We start from the raw sequence: 20,529 nt of genomic DNA, 5'->3' as shown, positions 1-20,529 counted from the left end.
GATTGGACACAAATTCGCGCCGCGTGCCGGCCTGGCTATAGCCCTATCGCTGCACGTAGGTGCAGGAGCGCAGGTTCTGGGCTCGGTTCCAGAGGATATGCCGGCGATTCAACTTGAAATGCCGGGTGCGGCAGATATGAATGCCACAACAGAGAGCTTCCGTCGCGCTACGCAAGAAGCACTTCGACAGGAAGGGACCAAGCTCGCACCATCTTTGAAGAATTTCGATGCTCCTGCGTCGGCAGCTGAACGTCAGCGTTACCGATCCGATGTGGAGGAGGCGCGGGCGCGAGTGCAGGGCCTCGACAAAGCTATCGCAGATTTCGAACGGGCCCAAGGCAGGGCGATGGGAATGGCACAAGGTGAAGGCGGCCATGGTGCTGTGCCCGAGAATGCCCTCATTGTCTTTGTGTCGTTCTCGATGCCCGAAAGCGTTTTGGAGAATCTCGCTGCCCAGGCAAAGGAAGCGGGAGCGACACTCGTGCTGCGGGGCATGAAGGAAAGCCGACTCTCCGCGACGCAGACAGCGGCGGCCAGCGTGAATCCCGCGGGCGCCACATGGGAGATCAATCCCAATCTGTTTTCTATGTTTAATGTGACTGCCGTGCCGACTGTCGTGCTCACTGGGGCAGCCTCCGCACTGGAGGAGGGCTGCCCTGAAGGCGCTTCGTCCTCCTGCTCACCTCGCAGCCTGTACGGTAAGGTGGAAGGCGATCTGTCCATCGTCGCAGCGCTCGACGTCATGCAACGGCGTAGCTCATCGCCGGCAGTGGCGGACGCGGCCAGGACGTGGCGCTCGGCGATCTTGAAGCAGAGGGAAGCCGCGGCACCGCCGGGAGGTCAGCGATGAAGACTTGTGCGCGAGCCTTCGTGTTGTCCGCGTTCGTCGCTGTACACGCGCCCGTGTTGAGTCAGCAGGTATTGCCGGGCCTCGATACCGAACTATTGATTTCCGCTTTGAAGGCGCCAAGCGGTGAGGTGCTTGGCGAACTGGGCGGCCCGCACGCTGCTGCCATCAAGGCGGCGACACGTTCAACGCAGCCGGTCAATGTGCAAGTCCGGGTAGTCCGTCCGTTGGCGCAGGAGGGGTGTGCACGGCTCCAGGTAGACATTCGGCAAGGTGGCGTCCCGACCTTGGCCGGGACTCTCGTCGATGTGCAATTACCGAGTATTCAACTGAACATATGCGCTGACGGCGAGCCTCCCCTCAATGGGCCCAGGGGTATGGAGAGCGGCCCGTTCATGAGCTCGTCGATCGGGGGGAAGTGATGGAAGCAAAGGCCGTTATGCGAAAGGTTTTGCTGGGTGCGTGCTTGGTCGCGGCCAGCTGCGGTGCGCATGCTCAGATCGGACAAGCCGCTCATGACGCAGGTGTTGCGTTCGGAAAAGCGCAACGGCAACAGGAGGGAACGTCGTCGATCAGCGAGGAAACCGCTTCGCAGCTGCCATTCACGAAGAAGGACGTCAAGCAGCAGAGCGACTACCAGGGAGGCTATGGCGACATGATGAACATTGGCGTCGGGCGCATCACCCAGAGCAAGACGTATTCGGGGGGGACATGTGACCGAGAAGGGTTCGATCCAGTGGAGAGTGCCAAGGCATATCTTGCTCCGGGCCAATGGGATCGAATGAGTGCTGAGCAACGACAGAAAGCTGTATCCGATCAAGTGAAAGTGTTTGACCAAGAGTGCGAGGGAATCAACTTTCTCGCCGGCGAGTATCGCGGACGCGTAACTGTCGAGCCTTGCAATGATCCATTAGATCCGGTGTGCAACTTCGGGCCGCCTCCCATCTCGGACGACTCGACTGGAAAGGGTTGCGAAACGCGCGTGGTGACGGAGCCCGACGAATACGCGACAGAGAATTGCACAGAAGCCAACTTGATCGCGGAGAAGTCATGCACCGAGGAACCCACGGTCCAGATCTACTATGACCAGGTCCTGCCGGATGCGGAGTATGTCCGAGTGGTGGCAAATTCGAAGGCCCCCGATTGGACGATAACCGTCAATCCGAAGCAGGGTTGGGCTGATGTGACGGGCTACCACGTTCCGATCGGGACGCACTGGGAGACGTGCAACAGCGGCGGAGATGCCGGCATGGACTATCCGTGCGAAGTCACCGACTTCGGGACGAAGACCGAGCGCATCTCGATTTACGGCGCTCAGACGGCGATGACGCAGGGGTATCGGTGCGGTGCAAACGGCAATTGCGGCGAGTGGTTTGTCGTTTATTCACAGGTCATTGACCAGTGCACATTCCGCTTCAACAACTATCACATCAGGGGCGGCGCGGGGTATCCCGACATCCATGATTACTCTCAGTACAACTTCTGCGTGCCGGAGCGCCGAGTTTCCGTCCAGTGGAACAACAACTGCTCGGCCCTTGCCGCAGCAGTGAAGTGAGGCTTCTATGCGTCTGATTTCGACCGTATGGATTGCCGTGGCATGCATGGTGCTGTTGCCGGCGGCCGCGACGGCCGCCAAACATCCCTTCGATCACCCGACGGTCCCGTTGAGATGCGAGGTCGGTGAAGTCTGGGAGTCGCGGTGTCAAGCAACGACGACCAACGAGCAGGGCCAGACGGTTTGTACCGCCGATGGAATGGTGGAGGCATGTTATCCGATGGCCATGCGGGCGAAGGCGACTGCCATGGCTGCGTCGGCGGCCGCCAGTCCTCCCATTTCTTCTTGCCCCGGTAACACCATCCCAGAGCGGCAGTGCGTCAGCTACATGACCAAGGACGGCGTATCGGTATGCAGCCCCGACGGTTGGATCGACGCTTGTGTCGATCCAAGCAAAGAAGCGGGCCAGACAGGCGTGAAGAGCTGCGAGCTCAACCGTCGAGTGTGCGTGGACACTTCGCCCTCCAAGGTGATCAACAGCTATGAGGTGACTTTAGCCGAGGTCGGTGGATGCTGGAAATGGCAGCGGGACTACACGTGCATCACCGACAACATTGCCGATACGTGCCAACCATTGCGCGACAGGTCTGAGTGCACAGCATACACGCGTCAGTGCATCACGGACTTGCCAGGCATCGGATGCGTGGAATACGAGATGGAGTATCGGTGCTTGGTCAAGCGGGGTCAGCAGCGCGAGTACGAATACTGCGGCGATAACACGATCTGCATTGGCGGCATCTGCTTCGAGTCGGGGTGGGAGCCGGACGGCGATTTCGCACAAGTCGTAGCTGACATGGAAATCGCGCGCCAAATTGGTGTCTATAACCCCGACGGCCTTGATATCTTCGGCGGCGTGGGCGAGTCGTGTCGCTCAGCGCGAGGGTTCGGTCTCAAGAACTGTTGTACGAAGAAGGGCGGCGCAAAGTCGAACAACGCTTTCGCCACTGAACTGTTCTCCGCCGCCGGTGGCGCTGCGCTTCGATCGGGCTCGAAGTATGTTTTCGACATGCTGTATGGCTCATCGGACGCGGTAGGCTGGCTCTCAAGCGGTATGGGCTCGATGGTCACCAATACGAGCCAGGCCGCATCTGAGGGCATTGCCAACTGGCTAGGCAGTGGCCCCAGCTTTGGGATGTACGGGGTCTCCATCGGAGGTACAGGAGCGTTCTTGGGCACTCAGGGCTATCTGCTCGCCGGCGGCGCCGGCACGGGTTTCCCGGCGTTGTATTTCAACCCCTATGCGCTTGCATTCGCCATCGCCATGCAGTTCGTCATGGAAGTCATGAGCTGCGATCAGAAGGAAATGGAACTGGCGTTGAAACGCGACGCGGGGCTTTGTACTGACCGAATTGGTTCTTGGTGCTCCAAAAAGGTGCTGGGCGCCTGCGCGACGCGCAAGCAGTCTTACTGCTGCTACAACTCCAAACTTGCTCGGATCATCAATGAACAGGGGCGGGCGCAGCTTGGGAAAGGCTGGGGCGACGAAAAGGATCCGACCTGCGATGGGTTCACGCCGGCCGAGCTGGAGAAAATCGACTTTTCTCAGATCGACCTGTCCGAGTTCTTGGTAGACGTCATGGCCGCTGTGGAAACGCAATACGCCCAGTTCGACCTGAACAAGGCGAAGTCCGGGACCTGGACGGAAGATGCGGTCGCCGCCGGTTGCCGTAAAGCGCTGGAGGCGGTCGGCGGAGATTGGACCCGTATGCCAGACGGCGACTGCAAGAAGGCCCTGGGTGTTGCTCCCTAAGCCACCATCAAATGTAAACGACCGTATGTCAATCGGTTGCTGTACTGAAAAGTTTGATACGATTTGACATACTTTCGGAGGAGCTATGAAGCGGTTTATTTTCTCGTTTTTCCTGGGGTTGACACTCGTCGGATGCGCCAACACCAGTGTGCAGGTGAAGGACGGCAAGGAGTATGTCGCCGGGGCGCCTGTGGTTGCTAAGGGAACCATGGTCGACATTCGCGTGACCGAGAAGGATGGCACTGTGACCAGCCTTGCGAGAGCTGCTGGTGATATGGTCGGTGACGCCGGTATTGGAGCAGCTGCGACCGCCTATGCTGGAATGTCGGTGGGCCAGGGCTCGCTGGCCCTGGGGGCAGTAGGCATCATCGCCGATCTGATCACCGCAAGCACACGTGGAGCGCCGCCCGTGATTGTGGTGGCCGATGCTGGCAAGACGGTTGCTGAGGTACCGGTCCCGGGAGAGTATTTGGAAATGATGCTGCGCATTAACTGCATCGATGTCGGCGACCAGGTTGTAGTGGCAAAAATGCCGGCGGGAGTGTTTGGCCAGGCGCCGTACCAGGTGTATAACGCCGACCCCGACTTGCATCGTGGTAGTGATCTGCGGCCATCGTGCAGCACGCTGAAGGAACGAAAGCGCTCGGCCGCGGCTAACGGCGCGGGATAGCCGGAGGCAAGCCTAAAACGCCCGAACCATTCGGTTCGGGTTTTTTTTGCCGAAAAAAAACCCACGGCGAGGCCGTGGGTTGGTGTGTCAGCGCGTGTCGGACGCCAAGGCGTTCGGATAGCGCGCCGCAAGAATTGAATTCAGCTTGCCAATCAAGTCTGGTCGCTTGAAAGTGACATGAGCCGATCCTTTCTTGTACCAGCGAAGTGCGAAGTAGTCGGTTTCCGCACTCCATTCCTTTCCGTAGATCTTGCTTCGAACGATAGTGCCGATCGACTGCCGGTGGTCGGGCTCTGGCTTGCCGTCCAAAACATAGAGCGCACGTTCCAGGTCATCGAGCTGATCGCAGTTCCGAGGATATGCGCCACCCCAACGATCAGACTGAAGGATGTAGCTTAAGACGATTCGTCGCCCAAACTTGAATGGCTCGTTGGTCTTGTAGTTCCAGCTCAGCCGCCGGAATATCTCGACCACGCCATTCTCGAACATCTGTTGCCGATTGTCGTACAGCTGCCCGAAGGTGGAGGCGATGACATCCACGGTGAGAGGAGGGATCTCCTCTTTGTTCATCGCCTCGGCCCACCGCTGGCGGGTTGCGGAGTCCATAAAAGTGCGGATTCCGCTTTCCGCCATCAGGTACTCCCACCCTGCCTTATCGATCCATCGTTCAACATTCCCGAAGTCACCCGTTAGGAAATTGCCCGCGAAACCATAGCGGCCTGGCGAGAACATGTCCTCGACGCAGCCTAGATGCGCAGCGCTCGCGATCTTGCGTGCCTCTTCGATCAGATCGCGAGCTGAGCGCAGACGTTGCAGAACTGCCTCTCGCTGGTTCAATAGATTGCCAATGCTGACGCTTTTCACCAAGTCCATAACTCTCTCCAAAGTAGGTTTTGTCGCAATGCGACGGCTTCCAAGTGGAGAAAGGGTGGTAATCATGAGGCGGTGGAGGACTCAATTCGCAATTTCATCGGTGCCGACGCGAGTCGCTGCTTGCCATCGCGAGGCGGCAATCGTTTTGGATTGTGCAATCCATTCCGATGCTCAAATCGCTTTTTTGGCGCGCGCTCTTGTAGCCGCTTGCATCGATGCCTAGGATTCGCTCATTGGTGCAGTGTGTACTGCCCATTGATCAATGCCACCTGAGGGATTTTTGCGCATGAACCGTACTTGCATTGGATTGGACATCGGCCGCAGCGCGGTCAAAGTTGTTTCTCACGCCTCCGGCCTGTTTGATCGGTTCCTCTTCCCGTCTGATGTGTGCGAAGCATTCCACATCGCCGACGAGGCTACGGCTGCCGAAGCCGCGAATGAGACGGTCGCTGTCGAAGGGCGGAGCTACTTCACTGGCGAGACTGCTCGTCTTCAAGGCGGCCGCGGAACGAACATCGGAATGGACGACGATTGGATCGAGAAGCCTGGCTACAAGGCACTTGTAGCCTCCGCCCTGGCCCGGCTGAAGGCCAGAGGCGTGAAGGGTCTTGAGGACGCGTACATCGTGATCGGATCCCCCTCCAACGTGTTTGACCATCAGAAGGACAAGCTGGCCGAGATCACTAAATCGGTCGCTGGCACCGACGTCAAAGTAATCCCCCAGCCCGCCGGCGCCTATTTCCAACATGTCCTCAATCAGAGCGGCGTCCCTGTGAAGGAACGCTTCTCGGGTGACGACGGTCAGCCGCTGTCCTGGGCCGTCATCGAGATCGGACATTTCACGACGGACTTTTTGCTCGTTCGAAATGGCCGCCATATCGCGGGAGCTTTCGGCAGCTGCGATGGCATGGGATCGTCGGTCAAGCGGCTGGCGGCAATACTGGCCGACCGGGGAATTCGCGTTGGTGATCGGGAATGCCATGCTGCGTTGATCGCCGGCTCCGTGAAACACTTCGGACAGAAGGTCGACGTCACGAAGGATGTGGCTGAGGCGGTCCGTCCTGTTGCGCAGCTTATCCTTGCAGAAGCGGATACGCTCCTGTCGCGCGAGGTATCCACGCTGGACGGGGTGTTGCTGGCGGGGGGCGGCGCCGTATTCCTGGCGGAAACGCTGAGCGAGAAATGGCCGCACACGATCCTGTTGGAGGAGCCTCGCATGGCTGTTGCCAACGGCTTCTGCCGATTTGCTGTCGGTCAGCTGAAGCAGCAAAGCGCGGCTCGGACGTCTGTCAAGGCGGCTTGACTATGCCGCGTCACCAGAAGATCTACGATCCGGACGAGACTGAGCGGCGCATGCCGCTTATCGTGAGGGAAACGCAATGCCCGGGCATGCTGCGGTTTCTGGCGGCGTTGCCCTACCGGCAGGAGACGCCGCTCATTCGAGGGGTGTTGTATCAATGGTTCCTGCACCATCTCGAACAAGGTACGCTGGATGCCGCCGTGCAGGCTGCCCTAAGCGGGCCTGGCGGTCTGCAAGCTGAGACGCGACGGCCGGCACCCCGACCGCCGCAGGCGCTGGGAACGCCGGCGTTTGACATCGAGGCGCTTCGGTCGGGCACGGAAGTCGGTGCCGCTTTTCCGCCGGCGGAGAAGGGGGCGGCGACAGGTTCTTTCTCCGCTGGCGAGACGCAACCGCCCGCTAGGCCGACGCCAGCGGTGCCGGAGTCTCGCTCCATCGCTGCCCCCCCAGTATCCGTCGCACCGGAGGCGGCGGTGCCTGCGAAGGACTCGGTGGGCTCGGAACAAGGAGGCGCTGGCGAGTCCGAGCGCATAGACCCGAACGAAGGCGACGTGCTGTCCGACGCCGAGCGTGCGGCGCTAGCGCAAATGGGCAACATGTTTGGCTAGAAAAATGTCCGGTCGGAGAGAGTCGCTGCTTTCAGATGAACAGGTTCGCGCCATTACCTCGGGCCTCGGGCTACTGCCTGATGCGCAGGTGCAGGGAAACGAGGCCTACCTGGTCGCATTCATAAGATTGGCCTACAGCGCCACTGGCCGCCTGCATGGCGCTGGCACTTACCGATCAATGCTAAAGGCATTCGGTGCCCCGTTTTCTCCCTCGCAGTCGACGGTACACGCAGCCAAGCTGAAGGTGGAAAGCGAGATCGCAAGTGGATACTCAGGCCTTGTTGCCACTGAGGGCCAAGCCGATGCGCGGCCCTCTGCCGCTCATGTTGTACGTCACGATACGGGCGAAGCACGAGATCCGGCTATATCCGCGCTCGCGGTGCAACTGTCTCACCAACGAGCGCGTATACAGCACTTGGAGGCGGACTGCGCACGGATGAGGTCAGAGTTGGCGATCGCAGTCCAGGAGCGACGCGCAGCCGAGGCAGCGCTGCTCGCGGTCAGGGAAATTGCCGATCAGCTGCTCATGAGGAACGGCGAGCTTGGGGCGGCATTGGCTCAGAATGCGCGATTCTCAGAAGGGAACAGGTTGTTCGCGCTCTACGCAATTGAGCAGTCCAGAGGAGAGGCTCGCCTGCTGAAGGAAACACTGGAGTCAGTGCACGCCAAAAGAGTGAAGGAGCGCGAAATGCTTGAAGCCTATCGTCGTTCGGCCACCAGTGGGAGGGCTGCCGAATGAGCGCAGATATTGTTGTTGGGGGCTCGGATGGTCGCTCTGTCCTGGGTCTGGTGACCGACGACTGGGCGGCAGCTGAGGTCTGGATCGCGACTCTGAAAGCGCGCAACCCGCCAGTGAGTCCCCGTACGTTGAGCTCCTATCGTTCCGAGATGGATCGGCTGAAATGGTACTGCGAGAAGTTCAGGGTGGTTCAGCCCAGCCACTGGACGCTTCAGGATGTGCTGGCATACCTCGATTTCCTCCGGACTCGTGCATCCCAGCACATCTCCCGTCGCCGTTTGCCTCAGCACGACAGTGCATGGACGCCCTTTCGAAAGCCTTTAGGGCCGACGTCGGTGTCGCATGCGCAGAAGGTGTTGCATGCGCTCTTCGTGTTCTGGTTCCAGACCGGTCATGTGAAGCAGAATCCGATGGCTGGACTGGGCGGCGGTGCACAGCGTGCAGCCCCGACACGCCACGCGGTTCCGCCTGACCTAATAGACACAGTCATCGGGCTCATGGATAAGCGGGATTATGTAACCCTCGTGGCACGACTAACGTATGCCAGAAACCGATTTTTGATCCAGCTTATCGAAGGGGTCGGCTTGCGTGCCTCGGAGGTCGTGCTGGCGAATATGGGTGACTTCGAGCTCATGTCCGATCCTCGATCCATGAAAACGTACTGGTCGCTTCTTGTGCGTCATGGCAAAGGAGGATACGTCGACCGCGTGCCGGTGCCCTATGCTCTCATCGAGCAGCTTGGAGCGTATAGGCAAGCCTTCGGACTGCCGCCCGCACCGCAACCTGGCGAGGCGACAGCGCTCGTGTTGTCTGGGCGAACGCGCCGGTCGGACAATGGCGTTCGACCATCGGTCCGAGGGCGTCGAGGTGCGCTTCAGTGGGGCGAGGTACGGCGTCGAGCGACGCTCTGGGACATCGTGAAGAAGGAGTTCGCCGAGTGTGCAGAGTATCTTGATGGATTAGGAAATACTGCCGACGCCGAGTTGTTGCGGCGGGCGTCCACTCATTGGCTACGCCATACATTCGGGAAGACGCAACTGCTGGCGGGTCGAGACGTGAGATTTGTGCAGAAGCTGCTCCGCCAGCGTGATATCAGGTCCACAATGATTTACACGGAGCTCGACTTCTTCGATATGGCTCGCGGCTTGGAGCCGGGAACAGTCGAGGTTCCGGAGCGCTCGGCTTCGTAGAGGCGGGCTGGGCCCGCTGCTGTCCAGCCACGGTTGTCATCGTTGCGCGGTGACAACCAGCCAGCGTCCATAGAGCGATTGCTTGCTGCCAGCCTGAGTCCAGAAATCGCGCTCCTCCGCGGTATCGGCTGCCGCCGCCTTTCGTCGGCAATACACTTCGCCTGGCCATCCTAGCAGCCGTTCGAGCGGTCGTTTCGGCTTTGGCTCGTCCACGTCATGCAGTTGTACATTTCGGAAGCCGCTTTGAGTCAGGATCAAGTGCAGCTGTGGGAACGAGAAGGGGAAATAGGTGATGTATTCGCCGCGCCTTTTTCCGTACATGGGGCTAAAGCCTGAATGGAACCCCCGCAGAAAAAATTGGCCTCGCGATCGGGCGTGCCAAGTGTTGGGCGTGGTGATGACAAGGGTACCGCCGGGCCGCAACGCTGCCCTAAAGCCGGCCAGGGCCGTACCGGGGCTCTTCAGCAGGTGTATTGCTTCGCCGCAGACTACGGCGTCATACCCCTGGAGCGCAGCCGGCAGCGGCTCATCCAGGTCGTGCTCTTGGACGCACCTGTAGGCGGGCACAGCGTCCGGATACTCCCAAAGGCCAAGACCGTCGATAAGCGCGGCCGGTTCAACACGAGGTAGTTCGTTGCCCAGCCAGCCGTGGCCGCACGGTGCGTCAAGCACGACCCGCGCCGACCGCTTCTTCAGGATATTGATCACCACGGGGTGATATGGCTTCCTTTTGGTATGGGGAAGGAGCTGGGTCACGGTTGTCGTCCTCGCATGATGTCTATGAAGACGAAACCCTAGCACGAACTCATTTTAGGGTGGGTGCAAATAAACCTTATATATGCCACCTTATTTTGCAAGGTCGTCGTCATTCCTGCTTATCGTGCCGGCGCTTCTGCGTCCGCAGCGCCGTGGATATGGCGCAAGCAGAAACGTCGCCGCGGAAAGCCGGTGGCGGCATGCCGACCGGGAAGAAGTTTTCTGCCGCCGCCGAGCGCTCTGGATTCACGTGCGGGGAGGTACGGCCGTACCGCTCGAAATCGCGTACCGTACATTCCTTCATGTAGGTACGGTACGGAGGGATCACAGCTTGCGATGACAACAGTCCGCGTATGTAGGTGATTTTCTGGGAGAATTTCGGAACTTCAGGCGGGTGAGCGTACGTAAAACCGGCCTCGATCCGCTGTTTGGTGACTTGCGTCATTCCCCGCGTGGCCTATCGCAGGCGTTCTGCCTGTGGAGGTTTGATTTTGTGTCTCAACCCCAAAAGGGGCCGCGATTTGTTCGGCATGGAGCCCTTGCTCGTGGCAGGCGACCTGAGCTTGTCCGGCACACTGCTGGCGTGGTCTGGTATCGGCCATGCGGCCACGCCCAATACGCTTGGCTGCATGGCCTCCCCGGGCTTGGACTGCGTTGGCGACAGGCCGATTTCGACCCACAAGAGACATTCACTAAGCGGTCACGTTGCACGTCGTTCTGAGTAGTTTCCGCCTTCCGTCTAGCGGTAATCTCGACGCAGTCATTTGCCTGTCAACGAGCAAGGCTCGGCTTGCGGCGATTAGCCCGGAAGCGGAGGCTAGGTTCTACGCGCTCTCCATTCACAACCGCCACTAAACCGCGAAGGCGTGAGGGTTGACCGTTGCACGGTCGAACGCTTGATGCGCGCCCCGGGGCCTGCAAGGCATGCGGCGCGCCAAGCGGTTGCACCACCGTCCCCGACGATGCTGCCGTGTAGCCGCTGGTTCGCGTCAACCGGCAGTACCGGACGGAGAGGCCAAGCCAGCTCTGGGTCTCGGACTACACCTAGGTCTCCGCCTGGCGGGGCTGTATGTATGTGGCCTTCTTCATCGAAGTCTACGCCCGACGCATCATCGGCTGGCGCGTAAGCAAGTCCATGACGACAGCCTTCGTGCTGGATGCGTTGGAGCAGGCGTTATACGCGCCATCCCAGCAATGACGACTCTGACCCATCAGTTCGATAGGGGATCGCAATACGTGAGCATCCGATACAGCGAACCGCAGGCCGTGGCCAGCATCGAGTCGCCTGTCGGCAGCCGTGGCGACAACTACGACAACGCCTTGGCCGAGACGACCGACGGTCTGTACAAGGCCGAACTAATCAACCGTCGTGCGCCCTGGAAGAGCCCGGAGTCCGTCGCGTAGGCCACCTTGGAGGGGCGCCTAGTTCAACCCTAAACGCCATGCACTCGTGGATCGGCTCTATTCCGCGCGCCGAGGCTGAGGCAGATTACACTTAACTCGCAGAGCCGCCGACGAAGCCGTTTTAATTTAACCAATTAGCCTCCGCGATACCCGAGGCGGTTCAATGAGACATGACGAATGTCTATAGAATGATGCTTCTGAGTATTCCGTACGGGTTCGCTCCCTGTCACTATTGGCGCGTCTCGAACTGCCCGGCGGGCGCCATTCGCAAAGCTCGTTTCGGAACCAGCTAGTCCTTTCGGTAGGCCAGCAATCTCAGAGCGTTAAACACTACGAGCAGCGTCGATCCTTCATGGACGGCCACCGCGGCACCCATGCTCAGCCCCATGATCGTCGCAGGCACTAAGACAGCGACGATACCGAGACTAACGTACAAATTCTGACGAATGATGCGTCGAGTCTGGCGACTCAGCCCGACCGCAAAAGGCAGGTGACTCAGGTCATCCGCCATTAAGGCGACATCGGCCGTCTCGAGCGCCACGTCTGATCCGGCGGCACCCATCGCAATACCCACAGTCGCATTTGCCATGGCGGGAGCATCGTTCACACCGTCTCCAATCATCGCGATTTGAGCCTCAGCCCTAAGATCGCGGATCACTTGAACCTTGTCCTCCGGCATTAGATTGCCCCGCGCGTCCTCAATGCCCACTTCGCTTGCGATGGCGCGGGCGACGTTCTCATGGTCGCCAGAGATCATCACCATGTGAGAAATCCCGAGCTGTCGCAGATCATCTATCGTATCGGCAGCTCCCTGCCGTGGGGTGTCCATTAGCCCAATGGCACCGAGATCACGGTCTCCCAGTCGCACGACCGTCGTTGTTCGGCCATCTTCTCGCAACTTGTTGGCGACGGCCGTCGTCGAGCTTTCGAGCTGGGGGATGCCAGACGCGCCGAACATCTCGACCTTTCCGATCCATACGCTTTGAGAGTTCACTTTGGCTGAGAGTCCCTGGCCGACGAGATTCTCCACCTGGTAAGCCTCTGGGATCGGATACGTTCCGAGAATTTTTCGACCATCTCGCACAATGGCAGCGGCTAGGGGATGATCACTTAGTAACTCTACCGCCACCGCAACCGCGACTAGCTCCTGTTCGGAGACTCCAGGTGCCGGCGAGATGTCGGTGATTCGAGGGCGGCCTTCGGTTAAGGTACCGGTTTTGTCAAAAGCTAGTGCTTTCAGGCTTCCCAATTCCTCCAGCGGCGCGCCGCCCTTGATGAGTACGCCGCCCCGTGCCGCGCGAGCGATACCTGAAAGAACTGCGCTCGGCGTCGCGATGGCAAGCGCACAGGGGCTGGCTGCGACAAGCACCGCCATAGCCCGGTAGAAGCTATCGCGAAATGGCTCATCAACAATGACCCAAGCGAAAAGTAATAGGATCGCGATGCTTAGGACGGTCGGCACAAAGATTCGCTCGAATCTGTCTGTGAAGCGCTGAGTTGGTGACCTTCTGATGTCAGCCTGCTCGACCAGAGCTACGACGCGGGCAAGGGCGGAGTCGCGCGACTTACGAGTGACCTCGACCTCCATCAAACCTGACCCGTTAATCGTGCCGGCGAACACTTGAGATCTGGGCTCGATGCCAGCCGGACGGCTGCGCGCAATGGCAGCGTCTAGCACTGGGGCCTTGTCCACGGGGATGCTCTCGCCCGTTATGGGTGATTGATCGACACTCGATGTTCCCTTGATGACAAAGCCGTCAGCGGGAAGACGCGTGTTCGGCTTGACGAGTACCTCGTCGCCCACCTCAATTTCTTCGATCGCAATTTCGAAAAGTTCACCGTTGCGGCGAACCGTAGCCGTCTTTGGCGCAAGCTCTCCCAGGGCTTCGATTGCCCGCTTCGCCCGGCCCATCGCGAAATGCTCCAGCGCGTGCCCGAGGCTGAACAAGAAGAGGAGGAGAGCGCCTTCGGCCCATGCGCCGAGCGCTGCAGCACCAGCGGCGGCAATGAGCATCAAACTGTCGATTTCCAGACGCCGCTCCTTCCAGCTATTGACGGCGTCTCGCACGGTGAAGATTCCTCCAAACGCGTACGCAAAAACGTACATGGCGAGAGGGATCCATGCCGGGATAGACGGCCACCAGCGTTGAATCGCGGCCCCGGTGCCCAGCAGCGCGCCGCATGCTAAAGCAAAATAAATCTCCGCTGAGAGCGCTTTAGTCGCCGTGGTGAAACTATTCATTTTTTTCCTTGCTTTGGATAGGAATGCAATTCATGCGAACAGTCACGCTTAATTCTTCCCAGTCAGAAGGCAAGACATAGGCCCATCTGGTGTTTTATGGGAGGCGGGTCGTGCAGGTGCTATCCGGTACGCGTTAAGATGTCTATGATGCGCGGCAATGTCTCGCGACCCGGCATAATCGAAAGTCTAAAGCAGAACAGTCGAAGTGTCGCAGGATTACAGATTTGTAATCGCAATGACGGCAATCTGTCGGAACGGGATCCTTACATTATTAATTCAGTCGCATCTGCGCGACGACCTAACCAATGTGAGGATCACTGATATGAAAGCAACTATTTCTAGCGCCGCCGTCGCCATCGCCCTGACTGTTCTGGGTTCGTCTGCTCAAGCCGACACATTTCACAATGCCAACACTGAGATTGGCTACGAAGTGCACGTTGGCGACAGCCAAAGTGGAAAGACCTCCGAGCAAGTTAGGCAGGAGCTGGTTGCCGCAAAATCCAACAAAAGGGAATGGTTCTTCACGAACCTCAATGCGGCGAAACCCGGATGGATGGTTCCTACTGAAAAAACCCGCGAGCAAGTTGCAAAAGAACGCGATTCAATCACCCCCGAAGAGCGTGCGCGCATAGACGAAATCTACAACACCGGTGCATAAATGCCGCCGCTTTTTGGCAGGAGGTAGCGCTCATTCGTCGGGAGGTTTTACGCGTTTGGGTGCTCCTCCATGCATTGGCGAAACTACCTTCGAAGGTTATGTATGAGGATTCGTCTCGCAATTGCGATGTCGGTGGTGTTGCTTTCTGGCTGCGCGATAACCAGCAGCCCTGTGCCATTGCCCGAAGGTGGGAAGACACGCGCAGAAGTGCGGGCTGACTTGGCCATGTGGAAGCTAGCGGGAATGGACAAATTCTATAAAGGTAGGCGCACGCCCAATGTCTACAGTGCGTCCTATCGTAAGAGCTATTCCAACTATTTGGAGCTCCGAAACGGTGGGGAATATCAGGAGGAACTTGCTCGTCTCACGAACGAAGAGCAGTAATGCTGCGTTCCCCCATACTGTGCACGCGGCTCTGGCTGTGAGGGTGGCGGGACTGTCGCCTGTAATTTTCGCACCGTCCAGAAATACCGAAGAAAATCGTTGGCAACCCACCTTGGATGCGACGCTCGAGGCCATATTGGCGGTATGCGAGCGTCGCTCTCGCCGTTTGAACAGCCTATTCTCTCCAACCGCTATGAGCCGACCGGGCGATGAGGAAAAGGCGGGGTCTTGATCTGAGAATGTCATAAAAAAAGGTGCACATTTCAATAGAATGTGCACCAAAAAAGGCCTCTTCCCTTCGCGGTGGAGGAGGCCGCTCGCCGCCGGTGGAGATCGCCTTAGCGTTTGAGGCGTTCCAACTCTTGTTGATACTCGGCGCCGCTGCGAAGGCGAACATATTCCGCATAAGCCATTTTGTATTCGCGGCTATAAATGTCGGGCGTTTCGCTCTGATTCCAGAAGCGATCCACTCCTGCTCGTTTCCACATGGCCAGGTCTGCTCGTACTTCCGCTCGAGTGAGTCCCCGTTCAACTCCGCTAGAGTACGTCGAGGCTGCAGTGTTCGCCGATACAGCAGTCTGCGCCCCGGCGTACGCCATGGGTGTTGCGACCAATACGATGGCCGAAAGCATCTTGAGGGAAATTTTCATCGCCAACTCCATTTGATTACCGGCGGTACGCATTAACGCCGGTCTTAATAAATCATCATCACTTAACGCGTATAGCAATTGTATCGAAGCCATCCGATCCAAACCGCGACCACAAAATTACGTTTTTGTCCGGATTTGGAAATGTGAGATCCGCGAGATTTCTACTCCAATGTCGGCAGGGATGTTGTGATCGTGCAACGATACTTCGAGTCCGTATCAGGATTGGCGGCGTGCGTTCACCGGTCTGAATTCTCCTTTGCTACAGCAAAATCGAGAGGAAACATGGAGTTGCGTCCAAACGCAGCTATTCGGGGAAATTAATGACCGTACGCAGACATATATGTAATCGAATCGTTGGTTTTTTGTCGATGAACACTCTCCACACTTGCTTGGCACTTGCCGGATAGACACTGCGAAACGAGAAATGCGAAACGGACTTCGCATTTCTTCTATCGGCGAGGCCATCCAGTCCGCCTCTGTGATAAGGAGCAATTTGTGAAGAAATCTCTATTGCTGGCAATTTCTGCGGCAACACTTTCCACGGCTGCGTATGCCGAGACGTCGGTCACGCTGTATGGAATTATTGATACCGGGATTGGCTACGCCAAGGTCGATGGGTCCTATATCGATCCTCAAACGGGCGTAAAGTCCGACTTCAAGGGAAGCCGCGTGGCGATGACCACTGGCCAAACTGCCGGCTCGCGGTGGGGCTTGCGCGGAAAGGAGGATTTGGGTGATGGCCTGTACGCGACCTTCCGCCTCGAGTCCGGCTACGATTCCGCTGACGGCTCGTCTCTCCAAAACAATCGTTTGTTCGGACGTGAAGCTACCATCGGGCTTGGCAGCGACCAATGGGGTGAATTTCGTCTTGGGCGCCAGTACAACGTAGCGTCGCGTCTTATGGCTTCGATGTATGGCTCCGGATTCGGCGGCGGCTTCACACAGCTCAATACGGGCGGAGGCCTTGGCTTCAGCGGCTCGTATTTCGTGCGCTATGACAACCTGGCGCTATATGAAAGCCCTTCAATGGGCGGCTTCCGCGTGTCGGCTGGGTATGCGTTTAATGCTGACGACCGCAACGCGGCCCAGACGGGCTTCCGGACGGCCGATAACACTCGAGCAATTACGACTGGCGTTAGCTACGCAAATGGTCCGCTCATGGCATTCTTCGCCTATGAGCAATTGAATGCGTCGAACAAACTATCCTCAGCCCAAACTGCGGCGACTCCTCGCTCATTCACGCTGGGTGGCTCGTACGACTTTGAAGTCTTCAAACTGGCGCTAGCGTACGAACGAGCCACGGATGGCTGGTTCGCTGGCAAGGGGCTCCCCTCGAGCGCCTCGATTGGAACCTTCCGCGGTACGCCGTCCAACACGTTCGTCGATGGTTTTAGCTCGAATTCCTACGTGATTGCTGCATCGGTCCCCCTGGGTGGCGCAAGCAGCATGTTTGGTTCGTGGCAACGAGTCGACCCGAACAACAGCGATCTGACGGGTGGTGACTCGACCAGCAACACGTTTGCGTTGGGTTACTCGTATACGCTGTCGAAGCGCACGACAATGTACGCGGCTGCCACGTATACGAATAACTTTGCATTCCAAGATGATGCTAAAGCCACGGAAGCAGTGATCGGCTTGCGCCACGCATTCTGACGCGTAGTGCGCATTTAACGAGTGGAGGACATAGGGGGGTACCCATCACCCGCTATGTCCTCTATTTTTTGCGTGGATAGCCAGTAGGGCCACTATCGGCAGATCGGCAGTGGCAAACCTACCCGGGCTCACGATACTCGATGGTATAGCCCATTCCTCTGACGGTGTGCAGCAATTTTGTTTCGAACGGATCGTCGACCTTGGCGCGAAGGCGGCGGATCGCGACCTCCACCACGTTCGTATTACTGTTGAAGTTTATGTCCCAAACTTGTTCCGCAAGGACCAGGCGCGACAATACTTCGCCTTGGCGCCGCATCAGGAACGTCAGCAGCCCAAATTCCTTGGCTGTGAGGTCTATGCGAGCAGTGCCTCGCGCCACTCGTCGGCGAAGAAGGTCCAGTTCGAGGTCAGCTACGCGAAGAATATTTCCGCTGGATATGGTGTCGCCGGATGCCGTCCGGCGCCGTTTAAGCGCGAGCACTCTTGCCTGAAGCTCGGAGAGCGCAAACGGCTTGACTAAATAATCATCGGCCCCCTGCTCTAAACCGCGAACTCTGTCCTCAAGACTTGATCGAGAGGTCAACATCATGACAGGTACATTGTCGTTTTTACGAATGCGCTGTAAAACCTCAAAACCATCTAAGCCGGGCAGACCGATGTCAAGAATGATCAGGTCGTATTGCGTCTCATAGGTAAGGTGCAGACCGCTGACGCCGTCCATTGCGATATCAACGATATAGCTGTTATCCGTAAGGCTGCGGCGCAACATTTCGGCCAGTTTTTGCTCGTCTTCAATAACTAAAATTTTCATTTGTGGTTTGAATACGTCATTGAAAATGACGTTGAAAAGAGCGAGTGGGATCGGTGATCGCTCCGCCGTTGCAGCCTGGTCAACGTAACACTACATTGCTCGCCTTCCGGCTCCTGGCATCGCTTTACATGTAAAGCTACTGTAGCGGCCAGGCTTCGTCAGAACCCAAACTCGTCAATTACGAATCTGCAAACAAAAAGGCGGAAATCTGTAATTTCCCTGTCGCTCTTTCCGGCGAGCACCTCTTTAGAAGCATCGCTGCCCAAGGTGATTCGCTAGATGTCAAATGGTCCGCGACACCGTACTGCTCCACAAACGACTTTGGCGCCCACTGCATAATCATGCAGGAGCGCCAAAATCTCTAGCCTGGTTCTAGTTGGATGGATCGAAGTCTGCAGCTATGCTGAAGCCGATGGTCGTGCCTGACGAGTCCGATCTTACTAAGGGAGTGCCGCCGTGCATCCGTGCAATTGCGGCAACGATGGCCAGGCCGAGGCCGTGATGGTTCGCGTCGCTCGCACGAGCAGAGTCGGACCGGTAGAACCGGTAAAAGAGGCGCGGTAGGTGTTGCGGTTCGATTTGCTCACCGAGATTGTGTACCGTGACGTGTATCTTCCCGTCGTTGGCCCTGGACAGACTAACCGTCACACTTGAGTTTGGCTTGCTGTAGCGAATGGCATTCGAAACCAAATTAGATATCGCACGTTGATAGAGCGAGCGGTCCACATCCCCAGCCTGATCACCCAAGACGGTTAAGTTAACCATCGCGTCGAGTGCTTCCGCCTCGTGGTATTCAAGAACTTCCGTGGTAATCGCGCGTAGGCTCTCAACATGCTCGGCCCGCGCCCTTGCCCCGCGGTCAGCCTGTGAGAGAAAGAGCATGTCGTTGACAATGGCGGTCATACGCTGGAGCTCTTCCAGATTTGACCCGAGCACGTCTCGCAAATCAACTGGTGATCGATGTGCTGCGAGGGCGAATTCTGTTTCTCCTATGAGCGTCGCGAGAGGCGTACGTAGTTCATGTGCGACGTCTGCGTTGAAGCCTTCCATTTGGACATAGGCGCGCTCTAGCCGTTGTAGCAGCGCATTGAACTGCAGGACCAAAGGTTTGATCTCTTGCGCCAACCCCGTTTCCTTCAGTCGTTCTCCGATGCGATCAGGCGATATCAACGCGGCCTGGCGAGCCACTTCGTGGAGAGGAAGCAGTGCGCGTCGGACCAGGACGTTGGCTATAACGGAAACAACTATCGCACCGATCACTGCACAAGCAAACAGCGTCCATGCCAGCATCACTCGAAGCCGCACATCCGGTGTGGTGTCCAGAAACAGCTCAGCAGTCATCCTTCTGTCTGGCCGGCTGGGCGCAGGCAGAGAAAAGGTCGTCTGTATTCGATTTGCGTCCGTCGCCGCTACGGCAGGCTCACCATAAACGCTGATTTTCTGATTGATGACAAGTCGCAAGGAAAACTCAGACTTTCCATAAAAGAAGTCATTCAGCTTATGTTCGAGTGCGGATAAGTCGCCTTTAGAGGCGAATTCATCAGCGAGATGCTCGATGACTTCGCGCTTCTGTTCTAGTAGGGCCTGCTGGCGGTAGGATAGATTCATATTTGTCGCCCAGTACACGACAAGACAGACAACTCCCAGTGCGACAAATGTCTGGAGCGCGAGCCAGCGAGACAGCCATTGGCGCAGAGAACTGATCTCGCGAAATCCCATTACTCCTCCCTCAGCTCGAGCACGTAACCCATCCCGCGCACGGTATGAAGGATCTTGGTTTCAAATGGATCATCCACTTTTCCCCGAAGGCGCCGTACAGCAACCTCCACCACATTGGTATTGCTGTTGAAGTTGATGTCCCATACTTGTTCGGCAAGATCCAGGCGAGACAGAACTTCCCCCTGCTTTCGCATCAGAAGGGCGAGAAGCGTAAATTCTTTGGCTGTCAAATCGAGGCGCGTGCCGGCCCGACTAGCCTTGCGCCGAAGGAGATCAAGTTCGAGATCTCCAACTTTCAAGACATTCTGTCTACTGGTCTCGGCGACAACATGCCCCCTCCGGCGGCCCAATGCGAGGACGCGCGCTAGCAATTCAGATAGCGCGAACGGCTTGACCAAGTAGTCGTCGGCGCCGTCCTGCAGCCCCCGAACTCGATCCTCGACCTTGTCCCGCGCCGTGAGCATAAGGACGGGCACGCGATCGGACTTGCGCAGTTCGTGCAGCACGGCAAAGCCATCCATCCCCGGAAGCATCACGTCCAGAAGAATGAGGTCGTACTGAGTCTCTCGGGCAAGGTGCAGCCCGCTGACGCCGTCCGATGCAACATCGACCACATAGTTGTGTTCTGAAAGTGCACGCTTTAGATATTCGGCGAGCTTGCGCTCGTCTTCAACGACCAGAATCTTCATGTTCCGCAACCGTTCGAATCGTAATTGGCAC

19 protein-coding genes and 1 pseudogene are annotated in these 20,529 nt (G+C 57.7%); 12 read left to right on the top strand and 8 right to left on the bottom strand.

Features of this window, described 5'->3' with window-relative positions; all coding sequences use genetic code 11:
• The first annotated feature begins 97 nt into the window (after positions 1–97).
• The 4 genes from trbC to RT614_RS05055 all read left to right on the top strand — a co-directional run bounded on the left by trbC (position 98) and on the right by RT614_RS05055 (position 4,822).
• Positions 98–850 (top strand): type-F conjugative transfer system pilin assembly protein TrbC, encoded by a 753-nt coding sequence (gene trbC / locus RT614_RS05070; protein ID WP_082370912.1) that lies wholly within the window; start codon positions 98–100, stop codon positions 848–850.
• A gap of 418 nt (positions 851–1,268) precedes the next feature.
• Entirely contained in the window at positions 1,269–2,402 is a 1,134-nt protein-coding gene (locus RT614_RS05065) for a hypothetical protein (protein ID WP_313620752.1), read from the top strand.
• A 7-nt stretch (positions 2,403–2,409) separates the two neighbouring features.
• Positions 2,410–4,152 (top strand): conjugal transfer protein TraN, encoded by a 1,743-nt coding sequence (gene traN / locus RT614_RS05060; RefSeq protein ID WP_279968394.1) that lies wholly within the window; start codon positions 2,410–2,412, stop codon positions 4,150–4,152.
• A gap of 85 nt (positions 4,153–4,237) precedes the next feature.
• A complete protein-coding gene (locus RT614_RS05055) occupies positions 4,238–4,822 on the top strand; it encodes a hypothetical protein (protein WP_054470992.1) in 585 nt (194 codons plus the stop codon).
• Between the two features lie 87 nt (positions 4,823–4,909).
• Here the strand turns inward: RT614_RS05055 and RT614_RS05050 are convergent, their stop codons facing one another.
• The gene (locus RT614_RS05050) at positions 4,910–5,695 is read right to left on the bottom strand and encodes a DUF4942 domain-containing protein (protein ID WP_175154773.1); all 786 of its coding nucleotides are present in this window, start codon (positions 5,693–5,695) and stop codon (positions 4,910–4,912) included.
• Positions 5,696–5,981: 286 nt separating this feature from the next.
• Here RT614_RS05050 and RT614_RS05045 point away from each other — a divergent pair, with 286 nt between their 5' ends.
• From RT614_RS05045 to RT614_RS05030, 4 genes are all read left to right on the top strand, one after another.
• The gene (locus RT614_RS05045; protein WP_279968398.1) at positions 5,982–6,998 is read left to right on the top strand and encodes a ParM/StbA family protein; all 1,017 of its coding nucleotides are present in this window, start codon (positions 5,982–5,984) and stop codon (positions 6,996–6,998) included.
• A 2-nt stretch (positions 6,999–7,000) separates the two neighbouring features.
• On the top strand, positions 7,001–7,603 hold the full coding sequence (locus tag RT614_RS05040; protein WP_279972515.1) for a hypothetical protein: 603 nt from the start codon (positions 7,001–7,003) through the stop codon (positions 7,601–7,603).
• Between the two features lie 448 nt (positions 7,604–8,051).
• Positions 8,052–8,342, top strand: a complete 291-nt coding sequence (locus RT614_RS05035; RefSeq protein WP_313620746.1) for a hypothetical protein — start codon at positions 8,052–8,054, stop codon at positions 8,340–8,342.
• Positions 8,339–9,532 (top strand): tyrosine-type recombinase/integrase, encoded by a 1,194-nt coding sequence (locus RT614_RS05030; RefSeq protein ID WP_313620745.1) that lies wholly within the window; start codon positions 8,339–8,341, stop codon positions 9,530–9,532. Before RT614_RS05035 ends, RT614_RS05030 begins: the two co-directional genes overlap by 4 nt.
• A 36-nt stretch (positions 9,533–9,568) precedes the next feature.
• Here the strand turns inward: RT614_RS05030 and RT614_RS05025 are convergent, their stop codons facing one another.
• A complete protein-coding gene (locus RT614_RS05025) occupies positions 9,569–10,288 on the bottom strand; it encodes a class I SAM-dependent methyltransferase (protein WP_279968405.1) in 720 nt (239 codons plus the stop codon).
• A 109-nt stretch (positions 10,289–10,397) separates the two neighbouring features.
• Positions 10,398–10,733, bottom strand: coding sequence for a hypothetical protein (locus RT614_RS05020; protein WP_313620744.1), 336 nt, complete (start codon positions 10,731–10,733; stop codon positions 10,398–10,400).
• A gap of 406 nt (positions 10,734–11,139) precedes the next feature.
• Here RT614_RS05020 and RT614_RS05015 point away from each other — a divergent pair.
• Positions 11,140–11,787: pseudogene (locus RT614_RS05015) on the top strand (DDE-type integrase/transposase/recombinase); the annotation flags it as partial.
• A gap of 194 nt (positions 11,788–11,981) precedes the next feature.
• Here the strand turns inward: RT614_RS05015 and RT614_RS05010 are convergent.
• Positions 11,982–13,934 carry a heavy metal translocating P-type ATPase gene (locus tag RT614_RS05010; protein WP_313620742.1) on the bottom strand — a complete coding sequence of 651 codons (1,953 nt, stop codon included), beginning with the start codon at positions 13,932–13,934 and terminating at the stop codon, positions 11,982–11,984.
• A 322-nt stretch (positions 13,935–14,256) separates the two neighbouring features.
• Here RT614_RS05010 and RT614_RS05005 point away from each other — a divergent pair, with 322 nt between their 5' ends.
• Positions 14,257–14,592, top strand: coding sequence for a DUF4148 domain-containing protein (locus RT614_RS05005; protein WP_157672730.1), 336 nt, complete (start codon positions 14,257–14,259; stop codon positions 14,590–14,592).
• A gap of 69 nt (positions 14,593–14,661) precedes the next feature.
• Positions 14,662–14,976, top strand: coding sequence for a DUF4148 domain-containing protein (locus RT614_RS29055; RefSeq protein ID WP_152553249.1), 315 nt, complete (start codon positions 14,662–14,664; stop codon positions 14,974–14,976).
• Between the two features lie 338 nt (positions 14,977–15,314).
• Here the strand turns inward: RT614_RS29055 and RT614_RS05000 are convergent, their stop codons facing one another.
• Entirely contained in the window at positions 15,315–15,626 is a 312-nt protein-coding gene (locus RT614_RS05000) for a DUF4148 domain-containing protein (protein WP_232481940.1), read from the bottom strand.
• A gap of 495 nt (positions 15,627–16,121) precedes the next feature.
• On the opposite strand from RT614_RS05000, the gene RT614_RS04995 reads away from it, so the two are divergent.
• Entirely contained in the window at positions 16,122–17,279 is a 1,158-nt protein-coding gene (locus RT614_RS04995; RefSeq protein ID WP_033470832.1) for a porin, read from the top strand.
• Positions 17,280–17,397: 118 nt separating this feature from the next.
• Here the strand turns inward: RT614_RS04995 and RT614_RS04990 are convergent, their stop codons facing one another.
• From RT614_RS04990 to RT614_RS04980, 3 genes are all read right to left on the bottom strand, one after another.
• On the bottom strand, positions 17,398–18,090 hold the full coding sequence (locus tag RT614_RS04990; RefSeq protein WP_033470834.1) for a heavy metal response regulator transcription factor: 693 nt from the start codon (positions 18,088–18,090) through the stop codon (positions 17,398–17,400).
• A 372-nt stretch (positions 18,091–18,462) separates the two neighbouring features.
• Entirely contained in the window at positions 18,463–19,809 is a 1,347-nt protein-coding gene (locus RT614_RS04985) for a heavy metal sensor histidine kinase (RefSeq protein WP_033470837.1), read from the bottom strand.
• A complete protein-coding gene (locus RT614_RS04980; RefSeq protein ID WP_033470924.1) occupies positions 19,809–20,498 on the bottom strand; it encodes a heavy metal response regulator transcription factor in 690 nt (229 codons plus the stop codon). The genes RT614_RS04985 and RT614_RS04980 overlap by 1 nt, the downstream gene beginning before the upstream one ends.
• Positions 20,499–20,529 lie beyond the last annotated feature (31 nt).

Origin of the sequence: Achromobacter sp., from assembly GCF_032102605.1 — a bacterium.
Lineage (GTDB): Bacteria > Pseudomonadota > Gammaproteobacteria > Burkholderiales > Burkholderiaceae_B > Achromobacter.
This window is presented reverse-complemented; position numbering and strand designations above follow the sequence as displayed.

Coding starts and splice junctions, on each gene's coding strand:
- trbC (WP_082370912.1), top strand. CDS start 98: ATGCCGGCGATTCAACTTGAAATGCCGGGTGCGGCAGATATGAATGCC.
- RT614_RS05065 (WP_313620752.1), top strand. CDS start 1,269: ATGGAAGCAAAGGCCGTTATGCGAAAGGTTTTGCTGGGTGCGTGCTTG.
- traN (WP_279968394.1), top strand. CDS start 2,410: ATGCGTCTGATTTCGACCGTATGGATTGCCGTGGCATGCATGGTGCTG.
- RT614_RS05055 (WP_054470992.1), top strand. CDS start 4,238: ATGAAGCGGTTTATTTTCTCGTTTTTCCTGGGGTTGACACTCGTCGGA.
- RT614_RS05050 (WP_175154773.1), bottom strand. CDS start 5,695: ATGGACTTGGTGAAAAGCGTCAGCATTGGCAATCTATTGAACCAGCGA.
- RT614_RS05045 (WP_279968398.1), top strand. CDS start 5,982: ATGAACCGTACTTGCATTGGATTGGACATCGGCCGCAGCGCGGTCAAA.
- RT614_RS05040 (WP_279972515.1), top strand. CDS start 7,001: ATGCCGCGTCACCAGAAGATCTACGATCCGGACGAGACTGAGCGGCGC.
- RT614_RS05030 (WP_313620745.1), top strand. CDS start 8,339: ATGAGCGCAGATATTGTTGTTGGGGGCTCGGATGGTCGCTCTGTCCTG.
- RT614_RS05020 (WP_313620744.1), bottom strand. CDS start 10,733: ATGACGCAAGTCACCAAACAGCGGATCGAGGCCGGTTTTACGTACGCT.
- RT614_RS05010 (WP_313620742.1), bottom strand. CDS start 13,934: ATGAATAGTTTCACCACGGCGACTAAAGCGCTCTCAGCGGAGATTTAT.
- RT614_RS05005 (WP_157672730.1), top strand. CDS start 14,257: ATGAAAGCAACTATTTCTAGCGCCGCCGTCGCCATCGCCCTGACTGTT.
- RT614_RS29055 (WP_152553249.1), top strand. CDS start 14,662: ATGCATTGGCGAAACTACCTTCGAAGGTTATGTATGAGGATTCGTCTC.
- RT614_RS05000 (WP_232481940.1), bottom strand. CDS start 15,626: ATGAAAATTTCCCTCAAGATGCTTTCGGCCATCGTATTGGTCGCAACA.
- RT614_RS04990 (WP_033470834.1), bottom strand. CDS start 18,090: ATGAAAATTTTAGTTATTGAAGACGAGCAAAAACTGGCCGAAATGTTG.
- RT614_RS04985 (WP_033470837.1), bottom strand. CDS start 19,809: ATGGGATTTCGCGAGATCAGTTCTCTGCGCCAATGGCTGTCTCGCTGG.
- RT614_RS04980 (WP_033470924.1), bottom strand. CDS start 20,498: ATGAAGATTCTGGTCGTTGAAGACGAGCGCAAGCTCGCCGAATATCTA.